The 14,806-nt window shown below is 68.4% G+C and carries 16 protein-coding genes; 9 read left to right on the top strand and 7 right to left on the bottom strand.

All coding sequences use genetic code 11. The features are described 5' to 3' along the window. Nucleotides 1-127 precede the first annotated feature (127 nt). On the top strand, nt 128-1,057 hold the full coding sequence (locus HQ308_RS08505) for a glycoside hydrolase family 43 protein (RefSeq protein WP_056447128.1): 930 nt from the start codon (nt 128-130) through the stop codon (nt 1,055-1,057). Nucleotides 1,058-1,081: 24 nt separating this feature from the next. Next, on the top strand, nt 1,082-1,498 hold the full coding sequence (locus tag HQ308_RS08500) for a hypothetical protein (RefSeq protein WP_027504051.1): 417 nt from the start codon (nt 1,082-1,084) through the stop codon (nt 1,496-1,498). A 22-nt stretch (nt 1,499-1,520) separates the two neighbouring features. On the opposite strand, the gene HQ308_RS08495 is transcribed toward HQ308_RS08500, so the two are convergent. Further along, nucleotides 1,521-1,859, bottom strand: coding sequence for a hypothetical protein (locus HQ308_RS08495; protein WP_222646141.1), 339 nt, complete (start codon nt 1,857-1,859; stop codon nt 1,521-1,523). Between the two features lie 46 nt (nt 1,860-1,905). After that, nucleotides 1,906-3,180 (bottom strand): serine/threonine-protein kinase, encoded by a 1,275-nt coding sequence (locus HQ308_RS08490; protein ID WP_222646140.1) that lies wholly within the window; start codon nt 3,178-3,180, stop codon nt 1,906-1,908. Between the two features lie 158 nt (nt 3,181-3,338). Between HQ308_RS08490 and HQ308_RS08485 the strand changes: the two genes are divergently transcribed. Further along, complete coding sequence (locus HQ308_RS08485) at nt 3,339-4,553, top strand: EAL domain-containing protein (protein WP_308115722.1); 1,215 nt, start codon at nt 3,339-3,341, stop codon at nt 4,551-4,553. Between the two features lie 12 nt (nt 4,554-4,565). Here HQ308_RS08485 and HQ308_RS08480 read toward each other — a convergent pair whose 3' ends face one another. From HQ308_RS08480 to HQ308_RS08470, 3 genes are read right to left on the bottom strand one after another with little or no spacing between them, the layout of a single operon-like run. Continuing rightward, nucleotides 4,566-6,158, bottom strand: coding sequence for an ABC-F family ATP-binding cassette domain-containing protein (locus tag HQ308_RS08480; RefSeq protein ID WP_261775857.1), 1,593 nt, complete (start codon nt 6,156-6,158; stop codon nt 4,566-4,568). Nucleotides 6,159-6,188: 30 nt separating this feature from the next. Continuing rightward, nucleotides 6,189-7,187, bottom strand: coding sequence for an NADP-dependent oxidoreductase (locus HQ308_RS08475; RefSeq protein WP_222646138.1), 999 nt, complete (start codon nt 7,185-7,187; stop codon nt 6,189-6,191). Between the two features lie 34 nt (nt 7,188-7,221). After that, complete coding sequence (locus HQ308_RS08470) at nt 7,222-7,935, bottom strand: SDR family oxidoreductase (RefSeq protein ID WP_222646137.1); 714 nt, start codon at nt 7,933-7,935, stop codon at nt 7,222-7,224. 156 nt (nt 7,936-8,091) lie between these two features. Here HQ308_RS08470 and HQ308_RS08465 point away from each other — a divergent pair, with 156 nt between their 5' ends. The 6 genes from HQ308_RS08465 (at nt 8,092) to HQ308_RS08440 (ending at nt 12,409) form a co-directional block, all read left to right on the top strand. Next, nucleotides 8,092-8,325, top strand: coding sequence for a hypothetical protein (locus HQ308_RS08465; RefSeq protein WP_155956902.1), 234 nt, complete (start codon nt 8,092-8,094; stop codon nt 8,323-8,325). 138 nt (nt 8,326-8,463) lie between these two features. Next, on the top strand, nt 8,464-8,616 hold the full coding sequence (locus HQ308_RS08460; protein ID WP_222646136.1) for a hypothetical protein: 153 nt from the start codon (nt 8,464-8,466) through the stop codon (nt 8,614-8,616). 36 nt (nt 8,617-8,652) lie between these two features. Next, entirely contained in the window at nt 8,653-9,501 is an 849-nt protein-coding gene (locus tag HQ308_RS08455; RefSeq protein WP_222646135.1) for an SDR family oxidoreductase, read from the top strand. A 48-nt stretch (nt 9,502-9,549) separates the two neighbouring features. Beyond that, nucleotides 9,550-10,134, top strand: coding sequence for a TetR/AcrR family transcriptional regulator (locus HQ308_RS08450; RefSeq protein WP_027504042.1), 585 nt, complete (start codon nt 9,550-9,552; stop codon nt 10,132-10,134). 40 nt (nt 10,135-10,174) lie between these two features. Continuing rightward, nucleotides 10,175-11,716, top strand: a complete 1,542-nt coding sequence (locus tag HQ308_RS08445) for an AMP-binding protein (protein WP_027504041.1) — start codon at nt 10,175-10,177, stop codon at nt 11,714-11,716. A gap of 81 nt (nt 11,717-11,797) precedes the next feature. Beyond that, nucleotides 11,798-12,409, top strand: a complete 612-nt coding sequence (locus HQ308_RS08440; protein ID WP_082544607.1) for a vitamin K epoxide reductase family protein — start codon at nt 11,798-11,800, stop codon at nt 12,407-12,409. A gap of 37 nt (nt 12,410-12,446) precedes the next feature. On the opposite strand, the gene HQ308_RS08435 is transcribed toward HQ308_RS08440, so the two are convergent. Both HQ308_RS08435 and HQ308_RS08430 read right to left on the bottom strand, forming a co-directional pair. Continuing rightward, a complete protein-coding gene (locus tag HQ308_RS08435; RefSeq protein WP_222646134.1) occupies nt 12,447-13,199 on the bottom strand; it encodes a GAF and ANTAR domain-containing protein in 753 nt (250 codons plus the stop codon). Nucleotides 13,200-13,247: 48 nt separating this feature from the next. Next, entirely contained in the window at nt 13,248-14,702 is a 1,455-nt protein-coding gene (locus HQ308_RS08430) for an MDR family MFS transporter (RefSeq protein WP_222638272.1), read from the bottom strand. Nucleotides 14,703-14,806: the final 104 nt, after the last annotated feature.

Below are 14,806 nucleotides of genomic sequence, written 5' to 3'. Positions count from 1 at the left end.
ACGTCTCCTGTGAACGACCTGCGTAACGATCCCGCACCGATGTGACTCCTGGTGCGGATGAGACGGATGGGACTGGGAGACTGCATCGGTGACGACCCTCCGACGCAGGCGACTGTCCGGCCCACCGATGGTGCTTCTCGCCGTGGCGAGCCTGCTCGTCGCCGCCCCGGCGAGCAGTGCTGCCGCTCCAGCGGAATGGACCTACACGATGGTCGCGTTCAGCAATGCCAGCGACCGTGACCTCGACGTGTATCGGTCGTCGGACGGGACCACGTTCACGCCGGAGCGTACGTCCGCGTTCCGACCGCCGTCGGGACTGATGCGGGACCCCAGCATCTTTCGCCACATCGACGGGTCGTACCGCCTCACCTACACGACGGCCGACGGTGCGAACATCGGCTTCGCTCGCAGCCCGGACCGGGTGAACTGGACGTTCACAGGTACCCAGCCGGTGCCGTTCTGTTGCGCGTTCATGCCCGGCACCGGAGACGGCAAGGGCCCACGCATCCCGTTCTTCTCCGAGTCGGCAGGCTTCGCCGACGGCCCGTCGCTGTCGCCGTTCGTCACCAAGGCCTGGGCTCCGGAATGGTTCGTCGACGGCGACAGGGTGCACGTCGTCCTGTCGTTGTCGACCGGTGGCGGCTTCGTGCCGTACCTGATGACGGCACTCGACGACTCTCTGAGTTCGTGGAGCATTCCGGTGCCACTCGACGGGATCGGAGCCGACCACATCGACACGACGATCGTGAAGGTCGGATCCACGTACCACGCGTTCACCAAGAACGAGACGAAGAAGTTCGTCGAGCATGCCGTCGCGCCGACCGTGCTCGGGCCCTACCGCTTCGTCGCCCCCGGCGCGTGGGGTTCCATGGTCGAGGGTCCGGCTCTGGTCCAGCTGCCGAACGACGTGTGGCGCATCTACCTCGATGCCTACATCGACGGGAAGTACCTGTACTCCGACAGCACGGACGGTCTCGCCACATGGTCCCCGGTGCAGGAGCTGCCCGGGGTGTCCGGAACCGCGCGGCACTTCGGTGTGATGCGAGAACCCGCGTGATCCGCACCGGACGTCGCTGACGACGTGGGACGAGTCGTCGCCGCGGGACTCACCGGTGTTCTGCTCGGTCTGCTGCCCGGGCTGCTGTGGATCGTGTCCGCCTTCGTCGGTCTGCCGCCCGACGCGTCCGTGGCGTTCCCCGTGGACGGGTTGCTCATCCTCTACGTGGGGAGCGTCGCGGCGGCATACGTTCTCGCGCTGCTCGCCGTGTTCCTGACGCTGAGGCTGACCTCCGATCCTCTGGTCCGGCGCACGACGACGGCGGTGGCAGTGGCGCTTCCCCTCGGCGCGGTGGTCGCGACGGCGGCCGCACTGGGAGCAGGCCTGCTGTTCTCCTTCGACGCGTCCGTGACCATGTGGTCCGCCCTGACGATCGTCGTCGTGCTCGTCCTCGCGAGCACCTTCGCCGGCGCACGACGCTGGGCGCACACCGACCGGTGAACGCCGCGCGGACCCAGCGTCGTCAGGGCTTGCCGCGTGCCGGGGTCTGGTACGTGACGCCGTGCCGGAGCGGCGTGTGGTCGGTGGGGGAGTGCTCCGGACCGACGTTCGACTGCCGCGGGGTGTCCGACACCTCGGGAGCGGCGGACGGGTCCCCTCCGGAGGGTTCGGCTCCGGCGCGCAGTTCGCCGAGACGAGCAGTGAGAATCTGAAGCACCTGAGGGCGGTTCGCCGCATCGCGCTCGTGAGCGATCAGCCGCTCCATCTGATCCTGATCGAGCGATCGGCAACGGTGCTGAATGGTCCCCACCGTGAGCTGGTCGTAGTCGGGTAGTGGTGTGGTCGCGTCGTCTGCAGTCATGGGTGCGGCCTACCCGAGCTGTCACGCCACAAACGAGGGTGATCAGTCAGCGATTGCCATTACCGTTCCCGGAGTTACCGTTGCCGTTCCCGGGATTGCCGTTGCCCGAGTTGCCGTTCCCGGAATTGCCGTTGCCAGAGTTGCCGTTCCCGGAGTTGCCGTTGCCGGGTGCTGCGGGTTGCGGAACGACGGGTGCGGGAGCGACCGTCGTCGTCTCGACGACCGGTGGCGCGACCTCCGGGACCGTCTCGGGAACCGGGACAGGGGTGGCCGTCGGCTCCGACGTCGTCTCGACCACCACGGACGTGCTCGGCAGCGGCGGCTCCGTCGTCGGTTCACCGTCCGACCCCGCTCCACGGATCGCGAGCACCGTGACGAGCGCCGCGCAGATTCCCAGCGCGGCGAGTACCCACGGCACGGCGGATCGACGGCCCGACACGACGGCGGCCGGCGTCGCCACCGGGGTCGGGAGGACCGCGGTGTCGGTGTCCTCGGTGAGGGTGTGCAGCCGGTGAGCCACGTCGGCGGCGGTCGGGCGCGCCGTCGGCGTCCGGGAGGTCATGTCGGTCAGCAGCGACACCCACGTAGGCCCGAGTTCGACGGGGATCACCGGTTCGCGATGCAGACGGGCTATCGCGGCGGCGATCGCGCTGCCCTCGAACACCATTCGTCCCGTGAGGCACTCGGTCAGGACCAGGCCCAGCGAGTAGACGTCGGAGGCCGGCCCCGTCGCCTCGCCGGTCGCCTGCTCCGGGCTGAGGTAGTGCGCCGTCCCGACGGCGGTGCCGTGCTCGGTCATCGGGTCGGAGTCGACGATGCGCGCGATACCGAAGTCGGTGAGCTTCGCTCGCAGTCCCGCGTCGTCGTCGCGGGTGATCAGGATGTTGGCAGGCTTGACGTCGCGGTGGACGATGCCCGACGCGTGGATGTGTGCCAGTGCCTGCGCCACCTGGTGGCCGATCTGCCGGACCACCTCGGGCGGCAGGGCGCCGCCCGCGCGGAATGTGGACAGCGTGGTGCCGTCCACGAACTCCATCACCAGGTAGGGCCCGTCGTAGCCGGCGACGTCGGACTCGGAGCCGGCGTCGTGGAGCGTGACCAGGCCGGGGTGGGTCAGCGACGCGAGGGTGCGCATCTCGCTGTCGATGCGTCGACGGTCGTGCGGCGTGTGGTCGTCGCTGCGGAACAACTTCACCGCCACGGCCCGGCCCAGCGTCCGATCGGTCGCCCGGAACACGTCCGAGACGCCACCGCGACCCAGGACAGGTCCGAGGAGGTAGCGACCGGCGACGATGCGGGGTGCGGCCACCTGCTCAGCCATTCATCGCACCTGTCGACCGGTTCACCATGGGCATTGATCCTAGGGCGGGTCGGCCATTGGTCACGCAGAGCCGCGATGTCCGACTCGAACGGAACTCGAGGCACACTGTGTGGCCGGGTGGGGACGTCGGAGCAGTTGTGGATCGGAAAGGGCATGTGGTGGACGCACCCCCTCTTCTTCCCGGACCGATCGACACCGTCTATCAGCCCATCGTCGATCTGAGGAATCGCTCGATCGTCGGCTATGAGGCTTTGACCAGGCCGGCGTCCGGCGGCTCACCCGAGGACTTGTTCGCCGAGGCCGAGCGCCGGGGTGTGACCGCCGAGTTCGATTGGCTCTGCCGCGTGTCCGCAGTGCGTGGCGCAGCGGAAGCGGGACTCCCGAGTGAACTGGCGTTGTTCGTGAACTCCGAACCCGCCGCCCTGGACGCCCCACCGCCGGATTTTGCACGCGGTGCGCTCGTGGACGCCGCCGACCAGTCCATCGTCGTGGAGATCACCGAGCGTGACCTGATGGCGGATCCGGCCGGAATACTGCGTGCGGTCGCGCACGCCCGAGACCTGGGGTGGCGTATCGCCGTCGACGACGTGGGGGCGGACTCGTCGAGCCTCGCGCTGCTGGCGTTGCTGCGACCGGACGTCGTCAAGCTGGAGATGCGCCTGGTCCAGCAACCTTCCACGCCGGAGACGATCGCGCTCCTCGCCGCGGTGGCCGCGGAGACCGCGCGAACGGGCTCCGTCGTCGTCGCCGAGGGAATCGAGAATGCTGCGCACGAGGCCCGCGCCCTCGAGCTCGGTGCCTCGTGGGGGCAGGGCTGGTACTTCGGCGCACCCGGCCCGCTACCGCGTTTCGACGCCGTGCCGCGTCGACCGCATCCAGGGCTGGCCGGCCCCGCTGTGACGGTGCGTGCCCCGGTGGCCGTGACACCCTTCGGGCTCACTCACGGCCGCGGGTCCGCGGTGCGGACCACCCTGGCCGCGCTGGCCGACCTGGAGGCGGATCTGCTCCGTCGTGCCCTGGAGTGTGGGCCGACATCGTTGGTGCTCGTCACGGTCCCGGAGCCGGAGACGATGATCGGGACTCGGCGGCAGCTGCTCGATCAGCTGTCCGAGCGAAGTGCTCTGACCGTGCTGTTCACCGCGGGAGACGCGCGATCGCTGGCCGGCCACCATCGAATCGTCGTGATCGGACAGAGCGAGCCGCTGGCGAGAGAACACTCGATCGTGGTGGTGGACCCGGAATTCGCCGCGGCGCTGACCGCGGTGCCGTGCACCGCGGACGGGGAGCCGTGTGTGGAGTATCGACTCACCCGCGACCGTGATCAGGTGCTCGACGCGGCCACGCTGCTTCTGCACCGGGTGCCGCCGCGCTGAGCGAACCCCGGGCTACATCTGCACGCCGGCGATCTTCTGCACTCCGCCCCGGCCGTCGAAGGCGAGTTGGCGGAAGGCCACCTTCTCGATGAAGAAGCGGTCGTGGCTCACCACCACGACGGCCCCGGGGAACGCCGTCAGCGCTCGCTCGAGGACTTGCGAGCTCGGGAGGTCGAGATGGTTGGTCGGCTCGTCCAGCACGATGACGCCGGCTCCGAACAGGAGACACTGGGCCAACGCGACGCGTGCCTGTTGACCTCCGGACAGCGTTCCGATGCGCTGCTTCTGTTCGGCCTCGGAGAACTGCAGCAGAGCGAGGAAGCGCGCCACGTCCTTCCGGGTCGCGGTCAGTGCCAGACTGTCCGGCATCGCGTTGACCGCGTGCGTGACGGTGTCGTCCGGATCGAGGTTCGCGAGCACCGTGTTGTAGTGAATGAAGGCGGGCGCCTTGACCTTCCACTTCACCGTTCCGGAGTCGGCGGGTGCGAGCCCGGTCAGCACGTCGAGGAGCGTGGACTTCCCGCAGCCGTTGGGGCCGGTGATCGCGATGCGGTCGCCCCGATGGATCTCGAAGGAGAGATCCGCGAACAGTGGATCGCCGCCGTGCCCCTTCGTGACGCCGTCGACGACGCAGAGGTCGTCGTGCACGTGCAGTCCGCCGTAGATCGACGTGATGATCTGATCGACCGGTCGAGGGGTCTTGCTCTTCTTGATCGACGCCAGTCGCCGCTTCAGCACGCCGCTCGGATTTTTCGCGGCTTCCTTCCGGTCGGTGATCGCGTCCTGCTCGTAGGCCAGGAGTTGCTGCTCGGTGCTGAACTCCTTCTCGAGGTTCTTCAGTCGAAACTGCTTCTGCTGCACGTACTCCGAGTAGCTCCCGTCGTAGGTGTGCAACCGGTTGTTCTCGATCTCGACGATGGTGGTCACCACCTGCTCGAGAAAATGGCGATCGTGGGAGACGAGGAGCAGTGCGCCGCGGAAGTCACGGAGCCACCGCTCCAGCCACGTGATCCCGGCTACGTCGAGGAAGTTTGTGGGCTCGTCCAGAAGGAGGACGTCGGGCGATTCCAGGACGATGCGGGCCAGCGCGGCTCGGTTGCGCCATCCACCGGACAGCTTGTCCACCGGCAGTTCTCGACGCTCGGCGTCGAAACCCAGCATCGACAGGGCGGTGTCGATCTGCTGGTGGTACGTCCATCCACCGCCGACCTCCATCTGCTCGAGCAGCTCGGCCTGGCGGTCGACGAGGCGGTACATCTCCTTCTCGTCGATGTCGCCTCCGAGCGCCGTCTCGACCTCGGCCAGTTCCGTCTCCACCGCCCTGATGTCCCCGAAGAGCGACTCGAGTTCGGCGGTGATGCTGCGATCGCCGTCGAGCTCGGAGAACTGGGAGAAGTAGCCGATCCGAGCACCCTCGGTGACGTCCACCGTGCCGGAGTCCGGCGCGACGCGACCCAGGAGCAGTTGCAGGAGCGTGGTCTTGCCCGACCCGTTACGGCCGGTGAGGCCCACCCTGTCTCCGTCGGAGAGACGGAAGAACACCTCGCGGAGAACGACTTTCTGCTCGTACCCGGCGGTGACGTCGTTCATGCGAATCCAGCTCATCGCGACGACGCTACCGGGAGCCGCCGCCGGTCAGGTGACGGGAAGGGTGGCCACGATCTTTCCGCGGTTGCCGCCGGCGGACATCGTCGACAGCGCCTCGGGGATCTCGTCGAAGGTGATGGTGCGGCCGACGACGGGACGGAGCGCCCCGTTCTCGATCAGGGCGGCGATCTCCCGTAGCTGACCGCCGTCCGCGTGCATGAACAGGAATTCGTACGACACATCGGCTTTCGCCGCCTGTCGACGAATCTTCCGGCTGATCACCGCGATGGCCGTGCGGACGACGATGTTCAGGCCTGTGTCGGAGGCGAAGGCGGGGTCCGGCGGGCCGGTGATCCCGATGGCCTTGCCACCTCGCTTCAGCACGCGGAGCGACGTCTCGAGTGTCTCACCGCCGACGCTGTCGAGCACGAGGTCGACGCCGGACAGGGTGTCGAGATCGTCGGTGTGGTAATCGATCACGACGTCGGCGCCCAGTTCCCGCAGGAAGTCGGCGTTGCGCGCACTGGCCGTGGTCACCACGGTCGCTCCCAGATGTTTCGCGAGCTGGACGGCGATGGTGCCCACACCACCGGCCCCCGCATGGATCAGCACCGTCTGACCTGCCTGCAGACCGCCTCGCTCGACCAACGCCTGCCACGCGGTGAGCGCGACGAGGGGCAGCGACCCGGCCTCGGCCATGCTGATGCCGGCCGGTTTCGGTGCCACGTCGGACTCGGGAACGGCGATGCGCTCGGCGAAGGTGCCGATCTGATCGGTCGGTGGCCGCGACCAGACCTCGTCCCCCGGTGCGAAGGACCGCACCGCCGAGCCGACTGCGAGAACGGTGCCGGCGACGTCGTGACCGAGTGTGCGGGGAAGGGTGTACGGAAGTATCTGCGTGAACTCGCCGAGACGGATCTTCTCGTCGAGCACGTTGAGACCGGCCGCCTCCACTCTGATCAGGACGTCGTGATCACCGACGATCGGCTCCGGAACATCCCGTTCGACGAGAGGGTGCTTGTAGCGGGTGAGAACGAGTGCGCGCATCGTGAGCCTCCTGAGTTCTCTTCGGCCGGTCGAATCAGACTGTGGTGGGGCGGGATCCGGGGTACAGGGCGTCGAGTGGTCCGGCCAGTGCGGCCTTGGTGCCGACGGTCAGCTCGTCGGCGAGCACCTCCGTCTCACCTGCCTCGACTCCGTCCAGAACGGCCGCGACGAGCTGCTCGGTCGTCAACTTCGGCCCGTCGGCGCCCGCCGCCATCGCGGTGTCGACGTACCCCATGTGCACACCGGTGACGAGCACGCCGTGGGGCGCCAGTTCGAGACGCAGGGAATTGGTGGCCGCCCAGAGGGCCGCCTTGGACGCGCTGTACGCGCCACCGAAGTGGTACCAGCTGGCGACCGAGTGCACGTCGATCAGCACGCCCGCGCCGTGAGCTGTCAGTGCCGGCGCGAAAGCTCGCGCCACGAGCAGGGGACCGAAGAAGTTCACCTCCATGGTGGCGCGGATGTCGGCGACCTCGACGTCGAGCAGGCTGGCGCCGGGCGGAAGTGCGCCCGCGTTGTTGATCAGCACCGTGACGTCCGTGGCCTGTGCGGCGGCGGCCTCGACGGACGCGGGGTCGGTCACGTCCAGGGTGACGGGAACGATGCGGTCGTCGTCCCAGTCGCGCGGCGTCCGGGCGCTGGCGTACACCTTGGCGGCGCCGCGGGCGAGGGCGTCGTGGACGAACTGCGTACCGATGCCACCGTTGGCTCCGGTGACGAGGACGACGGATCCGGCGAGAGCGGTCATGACGAGCTCGATTCTGTGACGGGTTTATATGACTGTACTCAGAACCGAGCACGGTCATGTTTTGTTCCGCGCTGCGGCACCGTCGTCGTTCCCGCGTGACGAGACTCGCACCCCCCTCGGGGGTAGTCCGCGCCCGGTGCGGGGTACACCCCGCTGGTGACGAGACGAGTGACGTTCAAGCGATCCGTCGCGCAGGCGATGGCCTTGTTCGCGGTGCTGGGCCTGTTCTGGGCGCTCGTCGGTGCACGCCTCGACCAGGATCATCCGTTGCGCACCATGGTCGTGGTCGGCTGCAGTGTGATCGGCGCCGGATGGTTGTTGCTCGCCGTGGTCGTCGTCGTTCGTCTCCGGCGTCTCCGCGCGCGTCGTGATGCGGTGAGCGACACCTGACGCAGCGACGTCAGGGCGCGGTCGTGAGATCGCGTATCAGGGCGTCGACGCCGCCGACGCAAGGTCGGTCGCGCGGACGCACCACGTCGACGGGCCGTCCCCGCGACCTCGAACCGCTCGATGTTGTGCCGTCCCGCCATGCGCGCCGGCGGAGTCGGAGAGTCCTTCGGCCGCCGCATCCGGCGGTCGGCACGAGCCTCGGACGCCATCGTCCGCTTCGCCGTCGCCCGCAGTTACAGCGCCACCGCGCGCATCTGCCACGGCGCCATGAAAAAGTCTCCTGGTCGGTGATCGTCCGGCGGCCATCGTGTCACGAGAGGAAAGCCCGTGAACGTCACCCGAACTCCCGTCGCGGTCACCGGATCGACCGGCGCACTCGGCGGCGCCGTCGCCGCGTCGCTCGCCGCTGCGGGCGCGTCGCAGCGTCTGCTGGTGCGGAACGCCGGTCGCGCGCCGTCACACCCGGGTGCCGACGTCGCGCAGTGTTCCTACGCGGACGCGACCGCCGCGGTGCAGGCACTCGCCGGAATCGAGGTCCTGTTCATGGTCTCGGCCTCCGAGAGCGCCGATCGTGTCGACCAGCAGAGGACGTTCGTCGACTCGGCGGTCGCCGCCGGCGTGCGCCACATCGTCTACACGTCGTTCGTCGGCGCCGCGCCGGACGCCGTCTTCACCCTGGCCCGAGATCACCACGCCACGGAGAGTCACATCCGGTCCACGGGTATCGGGTTCACGTTCCTCCGGGACAACTTCTACCTCGACGTCATGGAGCACTTCGTGGGGGAGGACGGTGTTCTGCGCGGACCGGCGGGGGAGGGGCGTGCCGCGCTCGTCGCCCGCGTCGACTTAGCGCGCACCGTTGCGGCGGTGCTGAGCGACCCTGCCCGTCACATCGGCCGGACCTACGATCTGACCGGGCCCGAGGCGCTGTCGATGACGGAGGTGGCCGCCACACTGTCCGACGTCCGGGGAGTCGACGTGCGGTTTCACGACGAGACGGTGGCGGAGGCCTACGAGTCGAGGGCACGGTGGGCGGCACCCGCCTGGCAGAACGACGCGTGGGTGTCGACGTACACGGCCATCGCCTCGGGAGCTCTCGCCGACGTCTCGGGTGACGTGGAGGAGATCACCGGACGCCGACCGCTCTCGTTCCGGGAGTTTCTCACCGTCGGCTGAGCACGAGCACGGTCGGTATAGTGCACTGCATAGAACGAGAGGAATCGCATGCCCAGGCAGAGCACCGCCCGTACCGACATGTTGCGCAGCGCGGCGCTGCTGTTTCGGGAGAAGGGTGTCGAGGCCACCTCGGTGGCCGACGTCATCGAGCATGCCCATGCGCCGCGCGGATCGATCTACCACCACTTTCCCGGAGGGCGCCCGCAGCTCGTCGAGGAAGCGACACGGGGCGCGGGTGACTTCATGGGATCGATGATCTCGGCGGGTCTCGCGTCGCGGGGACCCGAGCACACCATGGCCTCCATCGTCGGGTCGTTCCGTGACCAACTCGTCGCGACGGATCACGTCGCGGGGTGTCCCGTCGGTGCGGCGGCCGTCGAGGGGCCCAACACCCCGGGTGCCCGCGACGCGGCAGGTGCGGCCTTCACGTCGTGGGAGAAGATCATCGCGGACTCTCTGTGCGAGCGCGGTGTCGCTCGTGACGACGCGGAACGCGGTGCGACCCTTGCCCTGTCGGCCATCGAGGGCGCCCTCCTCATGTGCAAGGCGCAACGGAGCACGCGGCCGCTCGACGTCGTCGAGGAGTGGCTCGTCGGCATGATGGCCGACCTGCTGGGCACCGCCTCTCGGTGAACTGCGCCGCACGGCGCGGAGCCTTGTTAGTGTCGGTCGAATGTTCGTCCCGTTCAGTGTCACCGACTTCCTCGACCGCGCCGCCGCCGTGTACGGAGACCGGGTCGGGTTCGTCGACGAGCCCGATCAGCCCGCTCCGAGCCTCGGATCGCCGACCTATGCCGAGATGGCGGACCTCGCCCGGCGGCAGGCCGCGAAACTCGACGATCTGGGTATCGAGCGTGGCGATCGAGTGGCGATCGTCAGCCACAACGCGGGCCGTCTGCTCACGTCGTTCTACGGAATCAGTGGCTGGGGCCGCGTCATCGTTCCCGTCAATTTTAGACTCCGGCCGGACGAGGTGCGGTACATCATCGAGGACTCCGGTGCGCGCGTGCTCTACATCGATCCGGAGCTGAAGGACTCGCTCGGCGACGTCGAGTGCGAACACGTCGTCGTTCTCGGTGACGACCAGAATCTGTACGCTCCGCCGGGATCCACTCCGGCACCGTGGGATCCGGACGAGAACGCAACCGCTGCCATCAATTACACGTCGGGGACCACGGCTCGCCCCAAGGGTGTCCAGATCACGCACCGCAACATCTGGGTCAACGCGGTCACCTTCGGCATGCACGTCGGCGTCAGCGATCGCGACGTCTACCTCCACACCCTGCCCATGTTCCACGCGAACGGCTGGGGACAGCCGTTCGCGATGACGGGAGTCGGTGCGCAGCACATCGTCCTGCGCAAGGTCGACGGCGCCGAGATCCTGCGCCGCGTGCGCGATCACGGCGTGACGGTGATGTGTGCGGCCCCCGCCGTCGCGGCAGCCGTGCTCGATGCCGCGCAGTCGTGGGAGGGCGAGATCCCCGGCCGGGATCGGGTGCGCATCATCATGGCCGGTGCGCCGCCACCGACGAAGACCGTTGCGCGCGTGGAGCGTGAACTGGGGTGGGAGTTCATCCAGATCTACGGGCTCACCGAGACGTCCCCTCTGCTGACCGTCAACCGCACTCGCCAGGAGTGGGACGATCTGGAACCCGAGGAGCGTGCCGCGAAGCTCACTCGGGCCGGCGCCCCCGCACTGGGTGTCCGACTCGACGTCGACCCGACCGGCGAGGTGTTGGCGCGATCCAACGTCGTCATGGAGGGCTACTGGGGGCGGCCCGAGGAGAGCGCCAGAACGCTGGACGGCGGCTGGTTCCACACCGGTGACGGCGGCCTCATCGGCGACGACGGCTATCTCACCATCGCCGACCGCAAGAAGGACGTGATCATCACCGGCGGCGAGAACGTCTCGTCCATCGAGGTCGAGGACTGCCTCTTCTCCCATCCCTCGGTGAGCGAGGTCGCCGTCATCGGGGTGCCGAGCGAGAAGTGGGGCGAGACGATCAAGGCCTTGGTGGTGCTCGCGCCGGACGTGGACGCCGGCCCGGAGACGGAGGTCGACCTCATCGCGTGGTGCAAGCAGCGACTGGCCGGGTACAAGGCGCCGACCACCGTGGAGTTCCGGGACGAGTTGGCGCGCACGGCCACCGGCAAGCTGCAGAAGTTCAAGTTACGCACGCCCTACTGGGACGGGATGGACCGCGAGGTCAACTGACTCGCCGGAGCCGATCTCTCAGGGAGGCTGTTTACACTCGGGGACTCGACCACTCTCCGACTCTCCGACGGGATCTCACCGATGACGATGTCCTCGCTGTCCGACGACGACGTCGACGTGGACCGTCCGTCTCGCGGAACCCCGGCGCGCGTGCTGCCGTGGGTCCTGCTGATCGGCGGGGTCGTCGGATTCGCGGCCGCCTGTGTGCTGACCTACGAGAAGATACGACTGACGGCGGACCCGTCGTACGCGCCGACGTGCAACCTCAACGCCGTGGTCAACTGCGGCTCGGTCATGGCATCACGCCAGGCGGCCGTCCTCGGATTCCCCAACTCCTTCATGGGGGTGGGCGGCTTCGCCATCGTCGCCATGGTGGGCGTCGCCCTGCTGATGCGCACGCGTCTCGATCGGTGGTTCTGGGCAGGGCTGCAGGTGGGGGTCACCGCGGCCGTCGCCTTCGTGCACTGGCTCATCGTGCAGAGCCTGTACGAGATCGGTGCGCTCTGCCCGTACTGCATGGTGGTGTGGGCCGTCACGGTGCCCGTCTTCTGGTACGTGACGGTGGTGAACGTGTCGGCTCTGGCGGGACCGGGCCGGACGAGAGACCTGCTGACGCGGTACCACGCCGTCCCCCTCGTCCTCTGGTATCTCGTGCTGGCAGGACTCGTCGTGCAGAGGTTCGTGCTCGGCTGACCACGCCCTCCGGCTCCGGCTGACCGCACCCCGTGCGTCAGGCGGGGCGCGCGCCGGTCATCTCGGCCGGCGCGACGTCCGTCACCGACGACACGAATTCGCGGGCGATGTCCCGCAGTCGGCGGTTGGTGCGCTGCGACTCGGTCGAGAGCACCTCGAACGCCGCGGCGTCGTCGATGCCGCGCAGGGCCATGAGGATGCCCTTGGCCTGCTCGATGGGTGCGCGGTGGGCCATGGCATCGCGGAGGCCGTCGACGGTGGTCGAGAGGTCGCGGTGCTGGTCGTCGCGTTCCAGCGCGTCCGAGACGGCGCCGACCAGCGTGCTGAGAACCTGACGGTCCAGGTCGTCGAACGAGTGCGGGGTGTGGGCGAAGAGGGTGAGCGAACCGATGGTGCGGTCACCCACCCGCACCGGGGTGCACATCATCGCGGCGATCCCCGCGGCGCGCGCAGTGGTGCCGAATTCCGGCCACCGGGCGTCTCCCGCCTCGCAGTCGACCAGCACCGTCTCGCCCTCGCGAGCGGCGTGCAGGCACGGACCGCTGTTCGCGTCGTACTGCTCGAGGTCGATGGCGGAGACGGTGGCCGACGACGTCGCGGCCGCGAAGGGTGCGCCGTTCAGCTCGACGGTGACTCCGCACATGTCCGTGTCGGGGATGCACGCGCAGGCGGCGTCGACCAGCCGGTGCATCAACTCCGCAGCATGGTCGTCGTCGGTGCCCGCCGCGCTCAACGAGCGGACGGCGTTACCGATCACGACCGCGAGCGGCAAGGAGTCAGAGGAGTTCACACCACCATTGCACCACGACGGGGCGACAACCTTCCGGCAACGACCAGGTCACCCCCGGTCGGCCGCAGGCGTACGGATGAAGAACGAGGCGGCCACTGCCAGCAGGGACACGGCACCGCCGCACAGGAACGCGGTGTGGATCCCCGACTGCTGCGCCGCCACGTCGCCCACGCCACCGGCCAGTCGGGAGGCCGCAGCGGTGGACATCACGGTCACGAACAGCGCGGTGCCGGCCGCTCCCGCCAACTGCTGCACGGTGTTGAAGATCGCGCTGCCGTGCGAGTACAACTGCGGCGGAACCGAACCCAGTGAGGAGGTCATCAGCGGAGTCATGATCAGAGCGAGTCCGACGCTGAGCAGCGAGTGAATCGCGACGACCACGGGGAGGGCGGTGTCGGCCGTGAGGATCGTCATCGACCACAGTGCGGCGCTGACGACGACGGCGCCCGGGACCACCAGTGGGCGGGGGCCGACCCGGTCGAAGACCCGTCCGACGACGGGAGCGAGACCGCCCATGATCAGACCGCCGGGAAGGAGCATCAGGCCCGTGGTCAACGTGTCCAGCCCGCGGACGTTCTGCAGATACATCGGCAGCAGGATGAGGGCACCGAACAGCGCCATCATGCTGATGGAGAGCATGCCCAGGCCGATGCTGAACGTGGGGGTGCGCAGCGGACGCAGGTCGAGCAGGGCCCGGCCCGAGTCCTGGCGAGCGATCTGCCGGAGGACGAACACGACCAGTGCGACGACGCCGACACCCAACGGGATCCACACGGGGACCGCGGTGCCCTCGGCGGCGTGACCCAGGCTGCCGAGTCCGTACACGATGCCGCCGAACGCCAGCGCGGACAGCACCACCGAGACGGCGTCGAACGGGGCCACCGTGCTCGCCGCGGTGGCGTTCTCCACCAGGCGGGATCCGATCGCGAAGGCCAGCAACGCGATCGGGAGCACGAGCCAGAACATCCACCGCCAGTCGAGCGCACTGAGGATGACACCCGAGATGGTCGGCCCCACGGCCGGAGCCACGGCGATGACGATGGAGATGACGCCCATCATGCGGCCGCGCCGATCGGCGGGAACCAGTCGCAGCACGGTCGTCATCAGCAGGGGAAGCATGATCGCCGTGCCGCCTGCCTGGACGACTCGACCGGTGAGCAGCAGCGGGAAGCCGGGCGCCGACGCGGCGAGAACGGTGCCCACGGAGAACAGCGACATCGCCGCGAAGAAGACCTGGCGGAGAGTGAAGCGCTGGAAGAGGAAGCCCGTGGTCGGGATGACGATGGCCATGGTCAGGAGGAAGCCGGTGGTGAGCCACTGCGCGGTGCCGGCGTCGATGGCGAGATCGACCATCAGGGTGGGCAGCGCGACGCTCATGATCGTCTCGTTGAGGATCATGACGAACGCCGACACCACGAGTACCGCGATCAACAGCCGACTGCTCCGGGGCAGAGGCCCGTCCGTGACGCGCGGCGCGTCCACCTCTGTCTGCTGAACCTGCATCGTCGTGGGGCCTCTCTGTCGTTCGGTGTGGTAACAGTGTCTTCCTGCATGACAGTCACTGTCAAACTGGTTGTTGATGTAGGGTGACGGCCATTCGGAGAGGA

Source organism: Rhodococcus sp. BP-241 (assembly GCF_019836145.1).
Lineage (GTDB): Bacteria > Actinomycetota > Actinomycetes > Mycobacteriales > Mycobacteriaceae > Rhodococcoides.
Note: the sequence above shows the minus strand (reverse complement) of the source record. Positions and strands in the feature narration are given on the sequence as shown.